Here is a 23,040-nt window from a genome sequence, read left to right on the forward strand (position 1 = left end):
TAAGCACGTCGCAACATTTGATTCGGCTTTACTCTCCCTCTGGGAGAGTCGGGCTCTTAGGCCCGGAGAGGGTTTTCGTAGGGCCCTCCCCGGGCCTAAGAGCCCGACCCTCCCGCTGCGCGGGAGGGTGTTGTCGCGGGGTTTCTCCGAAAGATTCATGCCGACGTGCTTACTATGCCGCGTCTCGGCTGGGACAGCCGAGCTACTATGCGTCTTGGCTTTCGCCGCCGGGCGACCGTTCGCTGGCGCTGAAACGGCGCCCCGGGCCTCCCAGTTCTCCGCTTGACGGCTTAGAATCCCGACTGCGGCAGCGCATGTTGTGTTGTCCGCCAAGTTTTCAGCTGGGAACCGGAAACCGTGCCAATGGCCACATCCACCGTCGAACAACGCGTTTACAACTTTTCGGCCGGCCCCGCCGTGCTGCCCGTCTCGGTCTTGGAGCGTATTCGAGACGAGATGCTGTGTTTGCCGGGGGCGGGTTGTTCGTTGCTGGAAATGTCGCACCGCGACAAACGTTTTCTGGAAATCCTGCACGGGGCTCAGGCGGGCCTGCGCGAGTTGCTGTCGATCAGCGACGACTACGAGGTGCTGTTTTTGCAGGGCGGGTCGCGTCTGCAGTTTTCCATGATCCCGGTCAATTTCCTCCGCGGCAGCGACGCTGCGGCCGAATACCTGCTGACCGGTTCCTGGAGCAAGAAGGCGATCGACGAAGCGGTCAAAGAGGGCGCGGCGAACGTCGCCTGGGACGGCAAGAGCAGCAACTACGCGGCGTTGCCCCAGGGCGGTGACTACCGCGTGGCCGACGATGCCGCCTATCTGTATTACTGCAGCAACGAAACGATCCAGGGGGTCCAGTTCGCCAGCGAACCGGACTGTCCGGCCGGCGTGCCGCTGGTCTGCGACGCCTCGAGCGACTTCCTGTGCCGTCCGCTGGACGTGGCCAAATACGGCGTGCTGTACGCCTGTGCGCAGAAGAACGCCGGACCGGCCGGCGTCACCGCCGTCATCATCCGCAAAGACCTGCTGTCTCGCGGCAGCGACGATCTGCCCGGCTACCTCCAGTACCGCAACCACGCCGAAGCCGATTCGGAATGGAACACCCCGCCGACGTTTGCGATCTATGCCTTGGGCCTGGTCACCGAGTGGTTGAAGGAGCAGGGTGGGTTGGCCGCGATGGAGTCGCTGAACCGCCGCAAGAGCCAGCTGCTGTACGACTGCATCGACCAATTCCCCGAGTTCTATCAGGGTCACGCCCAGGCCGATTGCCGTTCCCTGATGAACGTCACCTTCCGCCTGCCCAACGACGACCTCCAGGCGGAATTCCTCGCTAGGGCGGCTGACAACGAACTGTGCAATCTGAAAGGTCACCGCAGCGTGGGCGGGATTCGAGCGAGCATCTATAACGCCATGCCCGAAGCCGGCGTGGCGGCCCTGGCCGAACTGATGCGCGACTTTGCCAACCAGCGAGCCTAACCGAGCACTTTCCCCTTAAGAAAACAAGAATCATGCATCGCATCATTGTACTGGACGACATCGCACAGGAAGGCCTGGATCTGCTCGACGCTGCCGAAGGAGTGGAGTACGAGATCCGCAAGAAACTGCCCGCCGACGAACTTCGCCAAGCCCTGACCGAGTTCGACGGCGCGATCCTCCGCAGCGGCGCCAAACTGACCGCCGACGTGCTGGCGGGCAACAAGCGTCTGAAAGCGATTGTTCGCGCGGGCGTCGGCACCGACAACATCGACAAACCGGCCGCGACCCGGCAGGGCATCGTGGTGATGAACACCCCGGCGGGCAACACGGTCAGCACGGCCGAGCACGCCTTTGCGCTGATGCTTGCGCTCAGCCGCAACATCGCCCCGGCCTACCAGAGCCTGATCGAAGGCCGCTGGGATCGCAAAAAGTACATGGGCACCCAGTTGGCCGAAAAAACCTTGGGCATCGTTGGCATGGGCCGCATCGGCCGCGAAATGGCCTCCCGGGCGATGGCCTTCGACATGAACGTGATCGCCTTCGATCCCTACCTTTCCGACGACCAGGCCGCGTTGCTGGGCGTCCAGCGAGCGGCGACCTTGGACGAGTTGCTGCCGGCGATCGATTACTTGACCGTGCACACGCCCCTGACCGACCAGACCCGAGGCCTGATCGGCAAGGACAGCCTGTCGAAAGTCAAACCGGGTTTGCGAGTGATCAACGCCGCGCGGGGCGGCATCTACGACGTCGACGCCTTGGTCGAAGGGCTGCACAGCGGCCAGCTCGGTGGCGTGGCGCTGGACGTGTACGAAGACGAACCCTGCACCGACAGCCCGCTGTTCGGCATGCCCGGCGTGGTCTGCACGCCGCATCTGGGTGCCAGCACCGAAGAAGCTCAGACGCAGGTGGCTGTCGAAGGGGTGCATCTGCTGCTGAATTTCCTTGCCACCGGCGAGATCAAACACGCCGTCAACGTGGCGGCCCTGGATCCCAAGACGCTCGAGGAGCTGCGTGGATTCATGGACGCGGCGCACCGCCTGGGACTGCTGCTGTCGCAGTGGCACGGCGGCGGCGTGGACACGGTCCGCTTGACGTTCCGCGGCGAAATCGCCGGCAAAGACTGCAAACTGCTGACCAATGCCTTCTGCGTCGGGCTGCTGGAACGGGCCCTGGACGACGAGATCAACATCATCAACGCCGAGGTCATGTTGCGGGAACGCGGCATCGAACTGCGCGAAGAGAAGCATCACGAGATGGGCGCGTTTGCCTCGTCGATCTCGGCCACGGTCGACGGCGGAGACCGCAGCGTCACCGCCGGAGCGACGCTGCTGGGCCACAACATGCCGCGGTTGGTCGTGCTGGATGGCCATCGCCTGGAATCCTACCTGGACGGCAACCTGTTGGTGTTCAGCCACCAGGACGTGCCCGGCATCATCGGCCGCGTCGGTACGGTCTTTGGCCAGCACAACGTGAACATCGCCCAGATGGCCGTGGGCCGCAGCAGCGATCAACCGGGCGGATCGGCGATCGGCGTCCTGAACCTGGATGGTTTGCCGGCGGCCGAAGCTCTGGACGCGGTCCGTGCGATCGAAGCGATCGACCATGCCTGTGTCGTGCAACTTCCTCCGGTCGGACAGCTCCCCAAGTGGCTGCAGTAGCATGGATGATTCTTCGAGCGAACCGGCATTGCCCGCGGATCGTTACTTCAATCGTGAATTGAGCTGGCTGGAGTTCAACCAGCGAGTGCTCGACCACGCCGACGATCCGCGCCAACGCTTGCTCGAACGCGCCAAGTTCCTGGCCATTGTCAGTTCGAACCTGGACGAATTCTTCATGGTTCGCGTGGGCGGCCTGAAACTGCAGGCCGCGCAGAATTCCGGCCTCCGCGATCCGTCGGGGATGACCGTCAGCGAGCAATTGCTGGCGATCAGTGATCGCTGTCACCACATGCAGACCGAGCAGTATCGGATCCTGAAAGACCAACTGCTGCCCGCTCTGGCCGAGCACGGCATCCGCATGATGGAACGCGAGGATTACAGTTCTCGGCACCAGGAATCGGTCCATTCGGTCTTCGAGAACGTCAGCGCGACGCTCTCGCCCCACGCCCTCGATCCCTCGCGGCCCATCCCCCTGGTCGAAGGCTTGCAGTTGCATCTGTGCGTGCGACTGAAAGCGGAACAGGAGGGCGACGCGCCCTGGCAATACGCCTTGATCCCCCTGGGCCGCGCTCTGCCGCGACTGGTCTCCCTGCCGTCGGACCGCGGGTACCAGTTCACGATGCTGGAGGATCTGGTCACCTATCACGTGGCCGAATTGTTTCCCGGCCGCAAGGTGCTGGAATGTGTCGCGTTTCGGATCACTCGCAACGCCGACATCAAACTGCGCGAAGACAACGCCCCGGACCTGATGCTGGGCATGGAAGAGGTTTTGGAGAGCCGCAAGGAATCGGGCTCGGTACGACTGGAACTGGCCGCCGGGGCCAGCGAGCACATCAAGGCCTTCCTGACCGAAACCCTGGAAATCGCTTACGGCGACCTGTTTTTGGTCGACGGACCGCTGGACCTGACCTGCCTGTTCCAGTTGACCGCCCTGGAAGGCTTCGACCAACTGAAGGATCGTCCTTGGCCGGGGCAGGGCAGTCCGGACATCCAACCCGCCGAACCGATGTTCGAAACCATCACCACCGGCGACATCGTCATGGTGCACCCCTACGAACGGTTCGATCCGGTGGTCCGCATGATCGAAGAGGCGGCCGTCGATCCCGACGTGCTGGCCATCAAACAGGTGCTGTATCGGACCAGCCGCAACAGCCCGATCATCGCGGCCCTGAAACGCGCGGCCGAACGCGGCAAGTACGTCACGGCGATTGTGGAACTGAAGGCCCGCTTTGACGAAGAACGGAACATGGAATGGGCCCGGGAGATGGAACACTCCGGCGTCCAGGTGATCTACGGCATCAAGGGCCTGAAGACCCACGCCAAAATCTGCATCATCGTGCGCAGCGAACCTCAGGGCATCGTCCGCTATGTGCACTACGGCACGGGCAACTACAACGAAGTCACCTCCAGACTGTACAGCGACGTGTCGCTGTTGACCTGCGATCCGGAACTGGGCGCCGACGCCACGACGTTCTTTAACGCCATTACCGGCGCCAGCCATCCGCTGAAGTATCACAAGATCTCGGCGGCTCCGACCACCCTGCGGACGCGGCTGCAGGATTTGATCGAAGCGGAAATCGCCCGCAAACGCGAAGGCCAAAAGGCCGAAATCGCCGTCAAAGTCAATTCCTTGGTCGACCCCCAACTGATCGACGCCCTGTACCGCGCCAGCGGTGCCGGCGTCCGCGTGCGGCTGAACGTCCGCGGGATCTGCTGCCTGCGGCCGGGCATCGAAGGTCTCAGCGAGAACATCACCGTGGTGTCGATCGTCGACCGGTTCCTCGAACATGCCCGGATCATGTACTTCTACCACGGCGGCGACGAACAGGTGCTGATCAGCAGCGCCGACTGGATGCCGCGGAACCTGGACCGGCGGATCGAACTGCTGATTCCGATCGAATCGCCGCGGTGGCGAAAACGCCTGATCCGCGTCCTGCAGACCTACTTCAAGGACAATCGCAGCTCCTGGCAACTGCACAGCGACGGACATTGGCAACGTCTGACAACACCCGCCAAGGAAGAACCGCTGCGGGCCCAACGCGTCCTCTGGGATGCCGCGGTTGCAGCGGTGCGGCAGGCCGATCACCAACGCCGCACGGCGTTCGAAACCCACGACCCGCCGGCAGCTCAGGACGGCGACAGCCGATAACAAGCCGGCGGCGAAATGACAGCAATCTGGCGTCAGACGCCTGAAACCTGGCACCAGCCGCCCGAAACCTGGCACCAGCCGCCCGAAACCTGGCACCAGCCGTCCGAAACCTGGCAGGACCTGACAGAAATCCGTCACAAGCTGACAGATTTCTGGCATCGGCGGCTAGACGGGAGCGTGGCGGGACCTGCCGTTAAGACCCGAAAATACCACCTATTTCCCGCCCTTGGCGTTTTCCCAACAAATTCCCTGCGATACCATAGCCGTTTCTGGAGCCGTCCCAGCGATCCGACCGATACTAATCGTTCGTGCCGGAATGCAACTCATTATTGGAGCCAGCACACGTGTTGCCAAATCTCAGTTATCTCTTGGGCGCGTTGACGTTGGTCGTCGCCCTGCCAAATGCTTTTGCCAGTGCCCAAGCGGCGGATCCGCCGGCCGCCGCAGAAGGTTCGTTCGTGTCGGCCGTAGAGTTGTTGCCGGAAACGACGGGCGGCTACCTGCGCGTGCTGGACCTGCCGGCGGCGTGCGAAGCCTGGGAACGCACCACGCTATCCAATCTCGGCACGGCTCCGGTCATGCAGCCCTTCTGGGAAGCCCAGGAGGAATCCGCCGACCGCCAACTGGAAGCGGGCGGACTGAAGATCGGCTTGCGAATCACCGACCTGTACGACATCAGCTCCGGCGAAGTCCTGTTGGGATGGATGTCCTATCCCGATCCCAAGCGTCCCTTTACGGCCTGTCTGATCACCGACATCCGCGGCCGCCAGGCCCGGGCCGAACAGGCCCTGGCGACGCTGGATGAGAACATGAAATCGCGCAAAGCCACGCGCCGCGACGTGGCGCATCAGGGCCAGACGATCCGCGTGTACACCCTGCCCAAAGCGCCCGGACAATTCAAACTGGAACAGATCGCCGTGACGATCGGCGACCAGCGTCTGATCGCCTCCGACCGAGACGCGACGATCAAACAATTGCTGGACGCCGTCGCCGCGGGCGGCGCCCAAGGGGGCTTGGCCCGTGCCAAAGACCACACGGCGATCTGGGAGAAAGTCGGGCAGAGCGAGCCCGACGAAGTCCAGTGGTTCGTGCGTCCGTTGGATTTCGCTCGCATCATGCGCGAAGTCGCCGGGACCGACCGCGGCCAACGCGTGGACATCGTCCAGTTGTTGGAGAATCAGGGCTTCGACGCCATCCAGTCGACCGGCGGACGGGTCCAATTGGCCGAGGGCGACTTCGACCTGCTGCACCATGGCTTTGTCTACGCCCCGCAGGACCCGGCCAGCGAGAGCCGGTTCCGGCTGGCCGCCCGCATGCTGGCCTTTCCCAACACCCCGGCCTCGGACCCGCCGGCATGGTTGGCCACCGAGACGTCCACTTGGGCACGGCTGAGCTGGCAGATGGAAGACGCCTTTTGGGCCGCCGAAACCTTGGTGGACGAAGCCTTCGGCAGCGAGATTTTCCGGCCCACCCTCGCCGGCATCAAAGAGGACGAGGAAGGCCCGCAGATCGACATCCCCAACGATGTGATCGGGCATTTCGACAACGAACTGTTTCACATCACCGACAACATCGACGCCGACAACGACCGCACCCTGGTCGCGATTCGGCTGAAGGACACCGGCCCGGTTGCCGCCGCGATCAACAAGGCGATGGAGTCCGAGCCGGATGCTTCGCCGGTGGAGAAGTCTCCCGAACATCCGATCTGGAAAGTCGTCCCGAACACCGAAAGCGACTTCGACGAAGAAGCGTTCGGCGAATTCGGCTTCGACGATGATTTCGGCGACGAGGACACCGAGGACCAGCCCGCTCCGCTGCTCGAACAGTGGGCCATCACCGTGATCCAGGACCCGGCCGCGGGCGCTTCCGGCGGCTACCTGATGTTCTCCAGCCACACCGACCAATTGGTCGAAACGGTCAACCGCATCCGCAGCGGAGAGGACGGCCGGTTCGCCAGCCAAGACGCGGTCCGCCGCGTGCTTCGGCAGATCCAACAACTCGGCGGCGACTCTCGGGCGATGGCCAACGTCGATCGCACGCGTCTGTCCTGGCGCACCAAGTACCAACTGCTGCGAGAGGGCACGCTGAAAGACAGCGATTCGATCCTCGGCAATCTGATCCGCCGCGTGCAGGAACGCCGCAAGGACGGCGCCGAGAACCCCGAACTGAACACCGGCAAACTGCCGCCGTTCTCGGAGATCGAAGGCTTTTTAAACCCCGGGGGCGGCTATATGAAGACCGAAGCCGACGGCTGGCGGCTGCGAAACTTTTTGCTCAAGTAGTCGCGGCGTCCGCCGCGTCTTTTCTCTCTCCCAGTCCCTTCCTTCTTTCGCGTAAGAAATAGTCCCAAATGGCATCGATGGAGAAGATCGTCTCGCTGTGCAAACGCCGCGGGTTCATGTTCCAGTCCAGTGAGATCTACGGCGGCTTCAACGGCTTCTGGGATTACGGCCCCCTGGGGGTCGAGCTGAAACGCAACGTCAAGGAAGCGTGGTGGCAGGACATGGTCGGCAGCCACAACGAACTGCTCACCCCCAAGGGTGCCCCGAGCAGCTTTGAGATGGTCGGTCTGGACAGCACGATCATCATGCATCCGCAGGTCTGGAAGTGCAGCGGACACTACGACCTGTTCCACGACTACATGGTCGATTGCCGCCAGTCCAAACGCCGTTACCGACACGACCAGGTCCGCGGCCGCTGGGTCGAATTCAACGAACAAAAGGTGTTCGTCACGACCATGGCCGAGATTGACCAAGAAGACGCCGACGTCCAGCGGCGGGCCTTGAAGTTCTTCAAGCTGCGGGCCAAGGACGCCGACCGCCTCAGCTACGACGGTCCCTACGCGACCCTGGATACCGTCGACGAGCTGGACCGCGTGCTCGGTCCCGAGGCCACCGAAACCGGCACGTTGACCGAGCCGCGCGAGTTCAACCTGATGTTCAAGACCACCGTCGGCGCCTTGAACCAAGGCGACGACGTGGCCTTCCTGCGCCCCGAAACCGCCCAGGGCATCTTCGTCAATTTCAAGAACGTGCTGGACAGCACCCGCGTCCGCGTGCCGTTCGGCATCGCCCAGGTCGGCAAGAGTTTTCGCAACGAGATCACGCCGCGAAACTTTACCTTCCGCTCGCGTGAATTCGAACAGATGGAAATCGAATTCTTCTGCCCTCCCGACCAGTCCCAGCAGTGGTACCGCTACTGGTGCGATCGCCGGCTGGCCTGGTTCACCGAACTGGGCCTCTCGGGCGAATCGATTCGGATGCGCGAACACCATGCCGAAGAACTGGCCCATTACAGCACCGGCACCGCCGACATCGAATACGCCTTTCCCTTCCTGGACGAAGGCGAATTCGGCGAACTGGAAGGCGTGGCCCATCGCGGCGACTTCGACCTTCGCAGCCACATGGAAGGCAAGCTGGACCCGAGCACCGATCCGCTGCAGCTGGAAACCGACGAGAACGGCAAGCCCAAGTACCGCGGCAGCGGTCGCGATCTGAGCTACCGTGACGACCTGACCAACCAGCGTTTCGTTCCCCACGTGGTCGAACCCTCGGCCGGTGCCGACCGCGCGACACTGGCGTTCCTGTGCGAAGCCTACCGCGAGGACGAGGCGCCGGACGAGAAGGGCAAGATGCAGAGCCGGACAGTGCTGAAATTCCATCCCCGGCTCGCCCCGCTCAAAGCCGCCGTGTTTCCCCTGGTCAAGAAGGACGGCATGCCCGACGTGGCCCGCGAGATCTACGGCGAATTGAAAGAACACCTGGCCGTGTTCTACGACGAAAAAGGCGCCGTGGGCCGCCGTTACCGCCGGCAGGACGAAGTGGGCACGCCCTACTGCATCACCGTCGACGGGCAAACCCTCGAGGACCAGACCGTCACGGTCCGCGATCGCGATACGCTCGAGCAGTGGCGGGTTTCCACCAAGGATGTGTGCGACGAGATCCGCGAACGGATCCGGAACCCTCAGTAGCGGCTCTCCGCCGGGTGGAGAGCCGAATGAACTTCGGTTCTTCCCCGCGACGGGGGAAGAACCGGGGGGAGCACCCCCTCTGCCGAGCCAGGCGGCAATTATTCGCTGGAAATTCCCGCTGTGATCGGGATAATGGGGGCAGGTCCTGCAAGGAGCGGATTCGATGGAGCTCGACCCACCGGCGCGTTGCTTAAGCGTGCACTCGTAGCTTCCGGTCCGCGAGCGAGACCCTCGGTTCCCATCGCAACCGCCACAGCTCGATAGGTTCCCGCCGACGCTGGGATCCATTGACCGCCGGTCGTTGCTCCCACCTTCCACGCTACCGGAAACGAAGACATGCTGCTGCCTTCACGCTTGGTCATCCCAGCGGCCTTGGGGTTGTTGCTTATGGCCCCGGCGCTGCTGCAGGCCCAAGGTCCGCTGGACGACGACGGACACCTGGTGCAATTCGAACGCGACATCGCTCCGATCTTTCGCGATCACTGTCTGGAATGCCACGGCCCCGACGACCAGAAGGGTGACTTCCGCATCGACGATCCCGCCTCGGTCAGCAGCTATGTCGAAGGCGGCGACGTCGAACTGAGCAGCCTGTACATCGATTACATGGCCAGCTACGACGACGAGATGCGGATGCCGCCCGAAGCGCACGACAAACCGCTGTCGGTCACCCAGTTGGCTCTGGTTCACACCTGGATCATGGAAGGTGCTCATTGGCCCGAGGGCGCGCAGGTCGCGAGTCTCGAGATCACGCCGCAGGACGTCCAGGAAACGCTGGCCGAACCGGAATCGCTGCCGGCACGTCTGTGGGCTTTTCAAGGGTTCTTTCACCCGGCCACGGTCCACTTTCCGATCGCGCTATTGCTCGTTGGCGGCCTGTTTGTGGTTTTGGGCGCCCGCTGGAAACAACTGGGAACCCAGGTGCCGCTGGCGTGCTTGATCCTCGGCGCCCTGTCCAGCGTCGCGGCCAGCGCGATGGGATGGTCCTTTGCGACCCAGCGCGGCTACGCGTCGCTGTACGACATGGACAAAGAAATCTTCTGGCACCGCTGGGGCGGGACGTTTGTGACCGTGGTCGCTGTGATCTTGGCCATCGTCGCGATCCGCGCCGTGCGGCATCCCAGCGCCCGGCTGAACGCGATCTGGAAAGGCGGCTTGGTGGCCCTGGCGGTGATGGTCGGATTGATCGGCCACCAGGGCGGCGAATTGCACTACGGCGAGGACTTCTATCCCAAAGCGTTCCAGAAACTGTTGGGTTCGGAAACCTCGTCACTGACGGTCGTCGACCACGTCGACGAACCGCCGCCCGAGCCGGAACCGGTCCCCGAAGCGTAAGGGCGAGAACCCTATTGCGGTGTAGAAAGAGGGTGCGAACCCGGGGTGCCGGCCCCCACATCCTATTACAGTCCTGAAGGGACGGCATCAAATCCGATGCGATCGTTCATGTCGCCCTTCCAGGGCTTTGGCTTGCGTTCATGCCAGTTTCCCCGGGCTCGCGCTTTGGGGCTACCACCTGCCATCGCTCCGCGATTTGGGAACATTCGTTTCTCCGCTCTCTGGCGCAGAACCTGCAGGGGTGCACGGTGCGGTCTTCGTAGCGCTGTCCGATAGCGAGAAGGCCGGTACGATTCTCGCACTCCACTTCCAGGAGCCTTTCCGTGCGTCCCCACCCGCCCGCTATTGCGATAGTAACCCTCGCGGCCGCTGCGATCCTGCTGCCTCAGCAAACTTCCGCCGAGTCGCCTGAATCTCGCAACAAACCCAAGCACGCGATCCCGGAGCAATTTACCGCGGTCGATACGTCACGCTTGATGGGCTCGCCCGATCCGCTGCCGCTCGAAGCGGTGCCGGTTTTCGAACACCTGGATTTTGTCCGGCCCGTGGAACTGACGTTTGCTCCGGACGAATCGAACCGCCTCTTCGTCGTCGAACAACGAGGCGTGATACGCTGTTTCGAAAATCGCCCGGACGTCGAACATTACGAAACTTTCCTCGACCTGACGGATGTGGTTTCACGAGTCGGAAACGAAGAAGGATTGCTGGGGCTGGCCTTTCATCCGAACTACGCCGAGAACGGCCAGCTGTACGTCTACTACTCGATCGACCCACCGGCCTCGATCGTTTCTCGCTTTCAGGTTTCGAAGGACAATCCGAATCGGGTGAACCGCGACTCCGAAAAACGACTGCTGGAAATCCCCCAGCCCTATCGCAATCACAACGGTGGCAGCCTGCGATTCGGTCCCGATGGCTACCTTTACATCGGGCTTGGTGACGGCGGATTGGCGAATGACCCGCATCACAACGGCCAAAACCGGAACACCCTGCTGGGGTCGATTCTGCGTATCGATGTCGACCGCGCCGGCGCGGACAAGCCTTATGCGATTCCCAAAGACAACCCGTTCGTCGATCAAGAAAACGCCCGCGGCGAGATCTGGGCGTATGGGTTCCGAAACAACTGGCGGATCTCCTTCGACCGGACAAGCGGCCAGCTCTGGACCGCGGACGTCGGTCAGAACCGCTTCGAAGAAGTCAACCGCGTGCAGCGCGGTGGCAACTACGGCTGGAACATTCGCGAGGGCTTCCACGACTTCGATATTAATTCGGCCGACCGGCAGCCCGATCTGCTCGACCCGGTCGCCGAGTATTTCCGTCACGAGGGCCAATCGGTTACCGGAGGTCTGGTCTATCGAGGCCAGAAACTAAAGGATTATCGCGGCCACTACCTGTATGCCGACTACCTCAGCGGCAAAGTCTGGGCGTTACAGGCGACGCCCGAAGAAGGCAGCGATCCGGCCGCTCCGATTCCGCGTCAGGTGGCCGATACCGGACTTTCGATCGCGGCGTTCGGCGAAGACGCTGACCAGGAAATCTACCTCTGCGTCTTCGATGGGATCTACCAACTGCGACGCCGAGACGTCGACCTCGAACGGGTCGCCCGAGCCTTTCCACGAAAATTGTCGGAGACGGGACTGTTTGAATCGGTCGCCGATCATGTGCCCGTCGCCGGTGCGATTCCCTATGAAGTCAATGTTCCGTTCTGGTCGGATTACTCCGTCAAAGACCGCTACATGGTCCTGCCGAGCGAGGCCAGTGTGAAATTTCATGCCCAGGACGATTGGCAGTTCCCGGTCGGCACGGTCTTCATCAAGACGTTCTGGATGCACATGGATCGCACGTCTTTCGCGGATCCACGGCGGCTGGAAACGCGTTTGATAGTCCGTTCACCCGACCGCTGGCAAGCCTACACCTACGTCTACAACCAGGATCGCAGTGAGGCCCACCTAGCGGACGGTTCCGCGGAAGTGCCGCTGGAAATCCAAACCGACCAGGGACCGCTCACCCAGGCCTACTACGTGCCGAGCCGTAGTGAGTGCTTTGCCTGTCACACCGAGAAGTCCGAGTTTACGCTGGGATTGACCACACGCCAGATGAACCGCCAGATGGCCTACCGGGGCAGCCAGGTCGATCAGATCGCGATGCTGAACCGCTTGAACGTCTTTACCGAGCCCGTGGAGCCGCAGGATGTCCCGAAAAGCCAGAAGTTTCCCGAGTGGGGCTTTGGCAATTTCGATCGCAGTGGCGAACACACCGAGTCCTTGAAACCGCCGCAAGGCGATACGGCTCGCTTGGCGCGGGCGTGGCTCGAGGTCAACTGCGCCATGTGCCATCAACCCGGCGGCATCGGACCGGGAAACATCGACATGCGTGCCGACACGCCGCTGGGCAAAATGCAGTTGCTCGGGGCCGAACCCCGGCAGGGTCAGATGACGCCGCCCGAAGGCCGGTTGATCGTCCCGGGCCAGCCCTACTTGTCGGAGCTATTGATCCGCGCCGGCCACCGAGACGTACGCCAGATGCCCCCGTTGGCCACCAACCGAGTCAGCGAGCGGGCGATCGAGGTGCTCCGGCAATGGATCGAGCAACTCGAGGACAACAAGTAACGCCAGTGGAGTGGCATAGGCTTCCAGCCTGTGAACGGTAACCAGTGGCATAGGCTTCCAGCCTGTGAACAGTAACCAGTGGCATAGGCTTCCAGCCTGTGAACAGTAACCAGTGGCATAGGCTTCCAGCCTGTGAACAGTGACCAGTGGCATAGGCTTCCAGCCTGTGATCAGTAACCAGTGGCATAGGCTTCCAGCCTGTGAACAGTAACCAGTGGCATAGGCTTCCAGCCTGTGAACAGTGACCAGTGGCATAGGCTTCCAGCCTGTGAACAGTAACCAGTGGCATAGGCTTCCAGCCTGTGAACGGTGGCCAGTGGCCCAGTGGTTCGTCCAGGTCTTTTTTTCCGGGTAGCTGATCTCGCCAGAGATTGGACTGAAGCGGCGAGAAGGTCCAAAGTCTGGCGCGGTTCAGCTACGGCCAGACCGTAAGGGAGCGGACTTACCACAGGCTGGAAGCCTATGCCACAGAGCAGCTCGGCTGTCCCAGCCGAGAACGGGACTGGTGGAATTGCGGAGCGATTGGGTGTGGTAGCCCCAAAGCGCGAGCCCGGGGAAACGCCGAAATCAAAATTACAAAGCCCTGGCAGGGCGACATGACGGGGCGGCCGCGGAATTTCATGTCGTCCCCCTGGGACTTGCACGGCATGTGGGCCGCCCGTACCTCAGGCTCGCGCCTGGGGCTACCACATGTCGCCACTCCGTGGCTGTTCTTCACAGGCTGGAAGCCTATGCCACTGGACTTTATGGCACTCGGACTTTGGCCCAGTAGGGTCTTTTGCGGTCGGCTCGCTGGCGAGCGTCTTCCAGAATGGTTTCGATGTTGCCGTCGAAATCGTAGCGGGTCAGACGGGATCCAAACCGCACCAACACCTGTTCGTTCAAATCGATCCCCATCGCAGGCGCCAGCCAAATCGTGTACTGGTTGGCCGGACCCTGGGTCAGCCGGATCGTGTTGTTGGCTACGACGCTGGCCTTGGCGGTGGCTTTGGGAATGCGTTTGACCTGGTCCCAAAGAAACGGATTCACGACGTTGCGCGAATCCACCTCGTCCATCTCCAACCACCAAAAGAACCGGTCGCCGCCGCGCAGTGTCGCCACGTCCAACGACTGCGGCGGGTCGCTGCGGGCGTTCGCTTGCAGCGACATCCAATCGAACAGGTGATGGATCTCTTCATAAAAATCCTCTGGTCCGCGGCCGCGGTACATCACCACCATGGCTTCTTGCCGCGGATTCATGTAATTGTCCAGCACGAACCCGAACCGCACCAGCGGCGCCTGCGAGCCGGCCATTTCGCCAAAGACCAGATACATCGGCACGTACTCGGCATTGGGGCCGTAGTGGATGATGTACTTGCTGGGCTCGCCGCCGACCGAAACCAACCCGGCCCAGATATCGGGATGGGCCAGCGTGATGTCCCACGCCGCGGTCCCGCCTTCGCCATGACCGCTCAGGAACACCCGATCGGCATCGATCGACACCCTTCGCATCGCGTCCCGCACACAGCGCAACACGCGGTGATGCTCCCGTTCGGTGTACTCGTATCGAACCTGATCGGGACGCGTCCAGGCCGGGGCAACGACGATGAAGCCGCGTCGCGACGCTTGCCCCAACCGCATCTGCAGTTCCTCGTTATAGGCGCCGGCCCACCATTCGATCTGTGCCCGCGGTGATCCGGTCGGCGTGTGCAGGCTGACGACGACCGGATAGGCGCGCAGCGGATCATACTCCGGCGGCAGCTGGACCAGATATTCGGTGGCCAGCGACTCCGGTCCGTCGACGGCGATACGAAACATGCCCGGCGGGTTTTCAACGCTCGGTGGAAGCTCCTCGTCTCGCTCGGGCAAGGGCAGGGGAGGGGGCAGCAGCGGCATCAGTTTGGCGATCGTCTCGACGTCGGCACCTTCCAACTGGCGCAGTTTGTCGAGGATGGCTTTGCGCTGGAAATCGTCGGTCGTGGCCAGGTACTGGGCAACCAGTTCGCGGACTTGGATCAACGACTTGGCCAACGCCAGGTTCTGTAGGCTCGAGCCCGAACCCAGCATCCATCCGCCCAGCCCCAGGGCGACGCGGCTTTCCAGCGACAGCGCCTCGTCTTCGCCCAGCCGCTGGAAATCGCTCAACCGAGCGATCGTGTTCGGGGAGATGTTGGCTTGGATCTCGGCCATCAAGGGCTCCAGCGCCGCGGCGTCCTCCGGCGGCAGCTGCTGGACCTGCTCGGCCAGCCGGTCCGTTAGCGCTTGCACCCGGGCCAGTTCGCCGTCCAGATCTTTCAGCGCATCCTCGAACTGCAGCCGCGTGACGACGGCGAACTCGTCCAGGCTGATCTCGCTGAGCATGCGCCGCGCCAGCTTGTACTGGCCGGCCCGGCGACGTTGGTTGGCTTCGGCGAGCAGCTGTACGGCCTGGGCTTGGATGATCGCCGAGAGCTGCTTTTCCAAATTCGGTCGATCCGGATGCTCTTCGATCGTCGCCAACAGTTCGCGCCGGGCTTCGTCAAACATCTCCGCTTCGATGAAGAACCGCAGCAGTTCCAGCCGCACGTCGAACGTCAGCGGTGCCATGCGGTTGTGCAGGATCCGCCACAATTGATCGCGCGGGATCGAGGAGGTGGCGATCCGGCTGTCCCAGAGATAATTCTGCGACGCGCTCAAGGCTCGCAGTTTGATGTACCGCGCGGTGACTTCGGTAATGCCTTGCCAGATCGGCAGCGGACTTCCGTCGGGTCCGCTGATCACGATCCGGCGGCGGCCGAAATCATTAAACGGTGTGACGGCCTGCACGGCGCCGACCGAAGCGATGGTCTTGCCATTGACCGGCAGGGGTTGATGGATCTCCAGTTTCTGCTGCAGGTCCGGCACCTGGGGAATGATGCCGTCGTTCGGCACGGCGACCATCCCCTGTTGATGAACGAACACCCGTCGCAGGTCGTCGTCGATCATCCAGATCGGACGCGTGGCGACCTGCGGGCCGGCGCCGCCCTGGCCGAAGGCGTCTTTGCTCAGCGAGGAGATCTCCACGACACTGCCGCGAACCATCATTCCGTTGACGAGCGGAACGTTGTATTCGGCCCGCGCGGCCACCGTTGCCAGGACGGCGACCAACGTGCACAGTCCCGCAAAAATCCGACGCATAACAGGGGCTTTATCGGCCTGAGAAGAATCGTTTCAAGGCATCACCGGCGGCTTCGCGCGAATCGGTCGAGCGATTGGTGATCGCCCCTTTGGGCAACTTTTTCGGAGCCCCCTTGGGCGGCCGAATCCGCTTCTTGGAATCGCCGTCGTCCGAATCGTCGTTGTCAGCGGCCGCTTTGCTTTTGGCCTGAGTGGTTTCGCCCTTGGCGTTGCTGACCGTCTCGTCGACCGACAAGTCGCTGCTTTCCTCCGAGGAGGCCTTTCGCAGTTCGTCCAGTCTGATCTGCCGCGTATCGGGATCGCCAAACTTACGGACCCGTTCGATCTCGTTGGCTTCGTCCAGCCAGCTGTGGATGTCGACATCCTCGAAACTGCTGTCCCCGCGGCCCTCGACGGTCCGCGAAGCGGCATCTTTCATGTCTTTGACCTCGGGGCGCTTCGCGCCGCCGAGGCTGTGGTCGATCAACACTTCAAACGTCAACTTGCCGACTCGCAGCACGTCTCCATGGCTGACCACCTTGGCGCGATCGGTCGGCAGCCGCTCGTCGTTGAGAAATGTTCCGTTGCGGCTCTTCAGGTCCTGGACCAACAGTTTGTTGTCGCGAATCACCAAGATGCAATGTCGTCGGCTGACCGATTCGCTCTTGGGACGGAGCTGGCATTTATCACTGCGGCCGATCAAGAATTTCTTCTGACCGATGACGATCTCTTTTCCGTCGTGACTGCCCGTGGCCACTTTTAGTTTAACTTGCATGGATTCCCTTTAGCAGTTACCACACCCCACTCTGTGCCGATCTAACACGATGCAAACCCTAGCTATGGCACATTCGTTACGACGCAAACATTTCCTTTTCCGTCACCCTGCCCGCTTCCGGTATCCTGTCCCTTTTCACCGCCCGATGCCGTCGGTGCCCCGCCTGGCGGCCCAAATCATCGAGTTTATCGCGGCCAAGGTCAAGTGATCTCCCGCCCTATGCGGATTATGCGATGAATCGCCACCTAAGCCAAGTTTAATTCCTTCGGCCACCATTGCTGCAAAATTCCGCGGCCCCAGCCCTGATGCAGCGATCTTGCAGCGATCTTTCCGCATCATCGCCCCCTCATAATATAACTCCTTCGACCTGCCCTCAGGGCCGACGATTCAACCAACTGGGGTTTTCGAACCGCTCGACCACCTGCTGCTGGGCGACCTGCCGTTCCTCCGCTTCCAGGCCCCCGACCCGCCACTGGCCCACCCCCTCGTGGCGCTGTTGGAACTGGTCCAGGATCCCGTCCACCAACTGATCCATCTCTATTCTTCGTCCAACCAGATCACCGATCCCCGGCAATTCTGGTGCTTTCTCACTGGCGGCCAATAGAATACTGCCATGTTGCAACACCGCACCGGCCGTGCGGCGTTGAGCGCTGCCGACGACCTTATAACCGGCACACAACAGATCCTCACTGGCGCGTCGCTGGAAACACAAGAATGTAGATCCTTCGGCGGCAACGCCACTATCGGCAACGCTGGCCAAGGATATGTTAGCCAAAGCGAAAGCCCCTCGAATGGAATCATGCATACGTCGTACCAAATCCTGGACTTTGGAAGAGGTCCGGTCGCCGATCGGCACGATCAGGCTGTATGTCAATTCGCGGTCATGCAGGATTGCTCCGCCGCCGCTGCAGCGCCGAACAACCGGTGCCGCGGCGCTAGCCGCATGGTGGACTCGATCGGCTAGGGACTGAAAGTAACCCAGGCTGAGCGTGGGTTCTTGCCAGCGATAAAACCGCAGCGTCGGTGCGGCTCCCCCGGCGACAGCTTGCAGCAGGGCTTGATCCACCGCCATGTTCCAAGCGGCACCGCCCGGGGAATCCAGGTCACGGATGACGCGTCCCGTTATCGATCCCCCGGTCCTCATGAGTCCTTGGGCGTCCACTTCATGATCGGTTTTCGCGCGGCCGCCACATCGTTGGGGCGGCTGATCGGCGTGCTGTGGGGGGCTTCGTGCACCAGATCACCGCTCTCACCGGTCACGCGAAACAGCGCTTCGGCAAACGCGTCCAACGTCTCCTTGCTCTCGGTCTCGGTCGGTTCGATCATCACGGCTTCATCGACCACCAGCGGGAAGTACACCGTGGGGGCATGGAACCCGTAATCCAGGATGCGCTTGGCCAGATCCATTGCCGAGATGCCCTGTTCCTTCTTCAGCTTCGACGCCGAGGCGACAAACTCGTGCATGCAGCGATCGCCGTGCGGCACATCGAGGATGTGCTTGACCTTGCTGAGCAAATAGTTCGCGCCCAGCACGGCGTCTTCGCTGACCTGCCGGAGGCCGTCGCCGCCGTAGCTGCGAATGTAGAAGTAGGCTCGCAGCAGGACGCCCGTATTGCCGAAGAAGGTTCGGACGCGGCCGATCGATTCGGGCCGATCGTACTCCAGGCGGTAGTGATCCTGATCGGCGTCCCGCGCGATCGTCGGGGCGGGCAGGAAGGGTTCGAGAAAATCGCGAACACAGATCGGTCCCGCGCCCGGACCGCCGCCGCCATGCGGGCCGCTGAAGGTCTTGTGCGGGTTGTAGTGCATCATGTCGGCGCCGAAATCGCCGGGCCGTGAGAGGCCCATGATGGCGTTCATGTTGGCGCCGTCCAGATACACCAGGGCCCCGGCGTCGTGGACGGCCTGGGTGATTTCGCAGATCTGGTGGTCGAACAGTCCCAGCGTATTGGGATTGGTCAGCATGAAGACGGCCACTTGGTCGTCCAGTTTGCTGCGTAAATCCTCGACATCGATCAGTCCTTCCGGGCTGCTCTTGACGGCGCGGGTTTCAAAACCGGCCATCGCGGCGCTGGCCGGGTTGGTGCCGTGGGCCGAGTCGGCGGTCAGTACGACGCGGCGGTCCTCGCCACGCTGGGCGTAGTAGGCGTGGGCGACCATCAAGGCCGTCAATTCGCCGTGAGCTCCGGCGGCCGGTTGCAGGGACACCGCCGGCAGGCCACTGATCTCGGCCAACATCTGCTGCAGCTCGTAGAGCAAGCGGAGCAGTCCCTGGACCGAATCGTCGTCCTGCAGGGGATGCACATCGGCCAATCCCGGCAGCGCAGCCAAACGTTCATTGCGTTTGGGGTTGTACTTCATCGTACAACTGCCCAGCGGGTAGAAATGCGTGTCGACGCTCATGTTCAGCGTCGACAGGTTCGTGAAGTGCCGGATCACATCGCCTTCGGCCAATTCGGGCAGCGGCGGCGGGCCATCGGCCGCCTGCGTCTCCGGCAACGGCTCGGCGGCCGCGGTGATCTGCTCATCCAGCGGCGGCAACAGCGCGGCGCGCCGGCCGGGCTGGGAGAGTTCAAAAAGCAAGCGTGTGGATTGGGTGTTACGCACCGGCGGTGACTCCTTGTGTGGGGGCGTTGGACAGGGCGCCGGCCAAGGCATCGATATCGGCGCGGGTTCGCTGTTCGGTGACCGCCACCAAAAAACAATCTTCCAGCTCGGGGTACCAACGCTCCAGCGGCACGCCCATCAAGATGCCTTGTTCGCGCAGCGTGCGGTTCAGTCCGATCACGTCTCGCTCGCGGTCTCGGACCACGAACTCCTTGAACACCGGGCCTTCAAAGGGCAGCTCCAGACGCTCGATCCCGGCCAACTGCTGGCGCGCATAAGCGGTTTTCTGATGACAGTGCTGGGCCGTCTCGAGCAGACCCTGTGGTCCCAGCAGGCTGAGATAGACGGTCGCCCGCAGAGCCAACAGCGTTTGGTTGCTGCAGATATTGCTGGTCGCCTTCTCGCGGCGAATGTGCTGCTCGCGCGTCTGCAGGGTCAGAACCCAGCAGCGGTTGCCGCGGCGGTCGACGGTTTGTCCGGCAATGCGTCCGGGCAAGCGTCGCACCAGGTCCTGGCGGCAGGCCATCACGCCCAGGTAGGGTCCGCCGAAGGCCAAGGGATTGCCCAGACACTGGCCCTCGGCCACGGCGATGTCGACGCCCAGATCACCGGGTCGCTTCAGCAGGCCCATGCTGATCGGATCGAAGACCTGCACGACCAACGCGCCCGCCTCGTGAGCTTTGTCGCTGATCGTCCGGACGTCTTCCAGGTGGCCGAAGAAGTTCGGATGCTGGACCAGCACGCAGGCGGTGTCGTCGTCGATCAACGGCAACAGGTTTTCCGCCGTGGCGGACTCGTCCAGCGGCGCGATCACCAGTTCGCAGTCCAGGGCGTGCAGATAGGTTTCCAGGATCTGTCGATACTCCGGATGCACCGTGGCCGAGGTGACCACACGGCGGCGTCCCTTGCCAACGGACAGGGCCATGATCACGGCTTCTACCGCTGCGGTCCCGCCGTCATACAAACTGGCATTGGAGACGTCCAAACCGGTCAGCTGGGTGATCAGCGTCTCGTATTCGAACATCGCCTGCAGGTTGCCCTGCGAGACTTCGGCCTGGTAGGGCGTGTAGGACGTATAGAATTCTCCGCGACTGGCGATCGCGTCGACGGCGGCCGGGACGAAATGGTCGTAGGCTCCGGCGCCCATAAAGCAGACGTGCGAAGCGGTCGACGCGTTCTCGGCCGCCGCCCGAGTGACGTCCCGCTGCAGCTGCATCTCCGAGACCGCCGGCGGCAGCTCGAGAGGGCGTTGAAAACGAGCGTCAGCCGGGATCTGCTGGCGCAGGATCTCCTCCATCGACGCCGCCCCGATGGCGTCGAGCATGGCGCGCCGATCCGCCTCGGTATGAAACAAGTACATCGCTTTGGGGTCTCCACAGGAAAATTTCGCAATCGGTTGAGGTGGTCGCCTCGCCAGGGGGCCTGCACGCCTCGCCCACTTTCGACGACCGACTAGCCGCTTTCGGCACATTGTTTTTGGTACGCGGCGTGGTCCAACAATTGGTCCAAGCCTTCGTCGCCGCTCATGCGGACTTTCAAGATCCAGCCCTTTTGGTAGGGGTCTTCGTTCAACCATTCCAGGTTGTCGGGCAACTGGCTGTTCACTTCGACGATCTCGCCGGAGACGGGACTGTACAACGGGCTGACAGCCTTGACCGATTCCACTTCGCCGAATTCCTCGCCGGCTTTCAGCGTTCGGCCGGCTTCGGGCAGGTCCATGTAGACCAAGTCGTTCAGCTGTTCGATGGCGAAGGCAGAAATCCCTACCGTGGCCACCTGTTGACCATCCTGCTCGCTGACGTGTACCCACTCGTGGGATTCCGCATACCGTAGGTCTTCAGGCTTCATGATCACACTCTTGGTCAAAAAGGGAGTTTTTCAAAAGAAGGTTGCACGATCACACGTAGAAAAGGTTCTGCCCGGGGGCGAACCACATCGGCCGCTGGCGGTCGCGGCCGACTCAGCCGTTCACGCAGTCCGGGAACGTTTATAAAAGGGCAGGGCAGTGACGCGAGCTTCCTGCACGCGGCCGCGGTTGTCGATCCGGACCGTGGTGCCCACTTCCGCAGCGGCCGGCTGGACGTAACCCATGGCGATCGGGTGTCCCAGCGTGGGCGATGGCCCGCCGCTGGTGACCTGGCCGATCGTCTGGCCCTCGGCATCCAGGATCGCGCAGGCTTCACGCACCGGCCGGCGCCCCTCGGGAACCAGCCCGACACGAGCCCGCGTCGCGCCGCGCTGGCGAGCTGCACGCAGGGCGTCGTCGCCGACGAACGAGCGGTCGTCCAGATCGCAGGCGAACCCCAAGCCGGCTTCCAGCGGGTTGATCTGCTCGCTCAACTCGTGCCCGTACAGCGGCATCCCGGCTTCCATCCGCAGCGTGTCGCGAGCGCCCAGGCCCGCGGCGGTGATCCCCTGATCGCGGCCGGCCAACATCAGGTTCTCCCACACCCGCAGGGCATCCTCGGCCCGCACGATGATCTCGATACCGTCCTCGCCGGTATAACCAGTACGGGACACGATGACGGGTTTAGAGAATTGCTCGGTCACCACGCCTCGGAAATATCGCAGGCCCGCGATGTCGACGCTGAACAACCGGCTGCAGATGCCGATCGCTTCGGGGCCCTGCACCGCGATCATCGCCGTGACCTCCGTCCGGTCGCTCATCGTCACCTTCGGAAAGTCCGCCAGATGGGGCTGGATCCACTTCAGGATCTTCTCCCGGTTCGAGGCGTTGACCACCATCAAGTGGTAATCGGTTCCCGAAGGCGTCTCCAAACGCGAAACCAAGACATCATCCAGCACGCCGCCGTCGGCATTGCAAATCAAACCGTAGCGGACCTGACCCGGCTTCATTCCGATCACGCGGCGGCTGAGCAGGTGATCCAACAACTGGGCCGACCCCTCGCCGTCGAATCGCAGGCGTCCCATGTGAGAAACATCGAATACCGCGGCACTGCGGCGACAGGCTTGGTGTTCCTGGACGATCGATCCGTATTGGATCGGCATCTCGTATCCGGCAAAGGGAACCAACGTCGCCTCGGCGGACCGGTGCCAGGGCAGCAGTGGAGTTGCGGCGAGGGATGCAGTCATGAGACGGTTTTACCGGACACAGATCCCGGCAAACCTCACATCCGGGGCCATCGCCACGGACGCCGCGGCGAACCCCCAGCGGATTCGCCGAGTAGGAGAGATGCCAAATTGTCAACAAGCGGTACCCGCCGGGTCGCTGCCGGTGGGTCGGCGCATTCTAGCAGCACGACAATACCAGGAAAGGGCCGGGGCCCGCAGAGTCGGGAAAAACAGGCACGCCGGCCGCCGAAGCGACCTCACCGCCAGGTTACGGCGGCAGAACC

The 23,040-nt window shown here is 62.4% G+C and carries 14 protein-coding genes; 7 read left to right on the top strand and 7 right to left on the bottom strand.

Annotation, left to right across the window (positions count from 1 at the left end; translation table 11 throughout):
• Positions 1-363: 363 nt before the first annotated feature.
• The 7 genes from serC to GE027_RS20935 all read left to right on the top strand — a co-directional run bounded on the left by serC (position 364) and on the right by GE027_RS20935 (position 13,188).
• Positions 364-1,473 (top strand): 3-phosphoserine/phosphohydroxythreonine transaminase, encoded by a 1,110-nt coding sequence (serC, locus tag GE027_RS20905; RefSeq protein ID WP_153559176.1) that lies wholly within the window; start codon positions 364-366, stop codon positions 1,471-1,473.
• 32 nt (positions 1,474-1,505) lie between these two features.
• A complete protein-coding gene (gene serA / locus GE027_RS20910) occupies positions 1,506-3,131 on the top strand; it encodes a phosphoglycerate dehydrogenase (protein WP_153559177.1) in 1,626 nt (541 codons plus the stop codon).
• 1 nt (position 3,132) lies between these two features.
• Positions 3,133-5,280, top strand: a complete 2,148-nt coding sequence (ppk1, locus tag GE027_RS20915) for a polyphosphate kinase 1 (RefSeq protein ID WP_237607702.1) — start codon at positions 3,133-3,135, stop codon at positions 5,278-5,280.
• Positions 5,281-5,624: 344 nt separating this feature from the next.
• The gene (locus GE027_RS20920) at positions 5,625-7,562 is read left to right on the top strand and encodes a membrane or secreted protein (protein WP_153559179.1); all 1,938 of its coding nucleotides are present in this window, start codon (positions 5,625-5,627) and stop codon (positions 7,560-7,562) included.
• 77 nt (positions 7,563-7,639) lie between these two features.
• Positions 7,640-9,250, top strand: coding sequence for a glycine--tRNA ligase (locus GE027_RS20925; protein ID WP_153559189.1), 1,611 nt, complete (start codon positions 7,640-7,642; stop codon positions 9,248-9,250).
• 336 nt (positions 9,251-9,586) lie between these two features.
• Positions 9,587-10,582, top strand: a complete 996-nt coding sequence (locus tag GE027_RS20930) for a c-type cytochrome domain-containing protein (RefSeq protein ID WP_153559180.1) — start codon at positions 9,587-9,589, stop codon at positions 10,580-10,582.
• A gap of 323 nt (positions 10,583-10,905) precedes the next feature.
• A complete protein-coding gene (locus tag GE027_RS20935) occupies positions 10,906-13,188 on the top strand; it encodes a PQQ-dependent sugar dehydrogenase (protein ID WP_153559181.1) in 2,283 nt (760 codons plus the stop codon).
• 744 nt (positions 13,189-13,932) lie between these two features.
• Here the strand turns inward: GE027_RS20935 and GE027_RS20940 are convergent.
• The 7 genes from GE027_RS20940 to gcvT all read right to left on the bottom strand — a co-directional run bounded on the left by GE027_RS20940 (position 13,933) and on the right by gcvT (position 22,777).
• Positions 13,933-16,323: an alpha/beta hydrolase gene (locus tag GE027_RS20940; protein WP_153559182.1), complete on the bottom strand. Its 2,391-nt coding sequence runs from the start codon at positions 16,321-16,323 to the stop codon at positions 13,933-13,935.
• A 10-nt stretch (positions 16,324-16,333) separates the two neighbouring features.
• Positions 16,334-17,077, bottom strand: a complete 744-nt coding sequence (locus GE027_RS20945; protein WP_153559183.1) for an FHA domain-containing protein — start codon at positions 17,075-17,077, stop codon at positions 16,334-16,336.
• Between the two features lie 373 nt (positions 17,078-17,450).
• The gene (locus GE027_RS20950; protein ID WP_153559184.1) at positions 17,451-18,221 is read right to left on the bottom strand and encodes a lipoate--protein ligase family protein; all 771 of its coding nucleotides are present in this window, start codon (positions 18,219-18,221) and stop codon (positions 17,451-17,453) included.
• Positions 18,218-19,684, bottom strand: coding sequence for an aminomethyl-transferring glycine dehydrogenase subunit GcvPB (gene gcvPB / locus GE027_RS20955; RefSeq protein WP_153559185.1), 1,467 nt, complete (start codon positions 19,682-19,684; stop codon positions 18,218-18,220). The genes GE027_RS20950 and gcvPB overlap by 4 nt, the downstream gene beginning before the upstream one ends.
• On the bottom strand, positions 19,677-21,044 hold the full coding sequence (gene gcvPA, locus GE027_RS20960) for an aminomethyl-transferring glycine dehydrogenase subunit GcvPA (RefSeq protein WP_153559186.1): 1,368 nt from the start codon (positions 21,042-21,044) through the stop codon (positions 19,677-19,679). The genes gcvPB and gcvPA overlap by 8 nt, the downstream gene beginning before the upstream one ends.
• Positions 21,045-21,136: 92 nt before the next feature.
• The gene (gene gcvH, locus GE027_RS20965; protein ID WP_153559187.1) at positions 21,137-21,532 is read right to left on the bottom strand and encodes a glycine cleavage system protein GcvH; all 396 of its coding nucleotides are present in this window, start codon (positions 21,530-21,532) and stop codon (positions 21,137-21,139) included.
• A gap of 120 nt (positions 21,533-21,652) precedes the next feature.
• The gene (gcvT, locus tag GE027_RS20970; protein ID WP_153559188.1) at positions 21,653-22,777 is read right to left on the bottom strand and encodes a glycine cleavage system aminomethyltransferase GcvT; all 1,125 of its coding nucleotides are present in this window, start codon (positions 22,775-22,777) and stop codon (positions 21,653-21,655) included.
• Between the last annotated feature and the right edge of the window lie 263 nt (positions 22,778-23,040).

The organism is Roseimaritima sediminicola, assembly GCF_009618275.1.
Taxonomy (GTDB): domain Bacteria; phylum Planctomycetota; class Planctomycetia; order Pirellulales; family Pirellulaceae; genus Roseimaritima; species Roseimaritima sediminicola.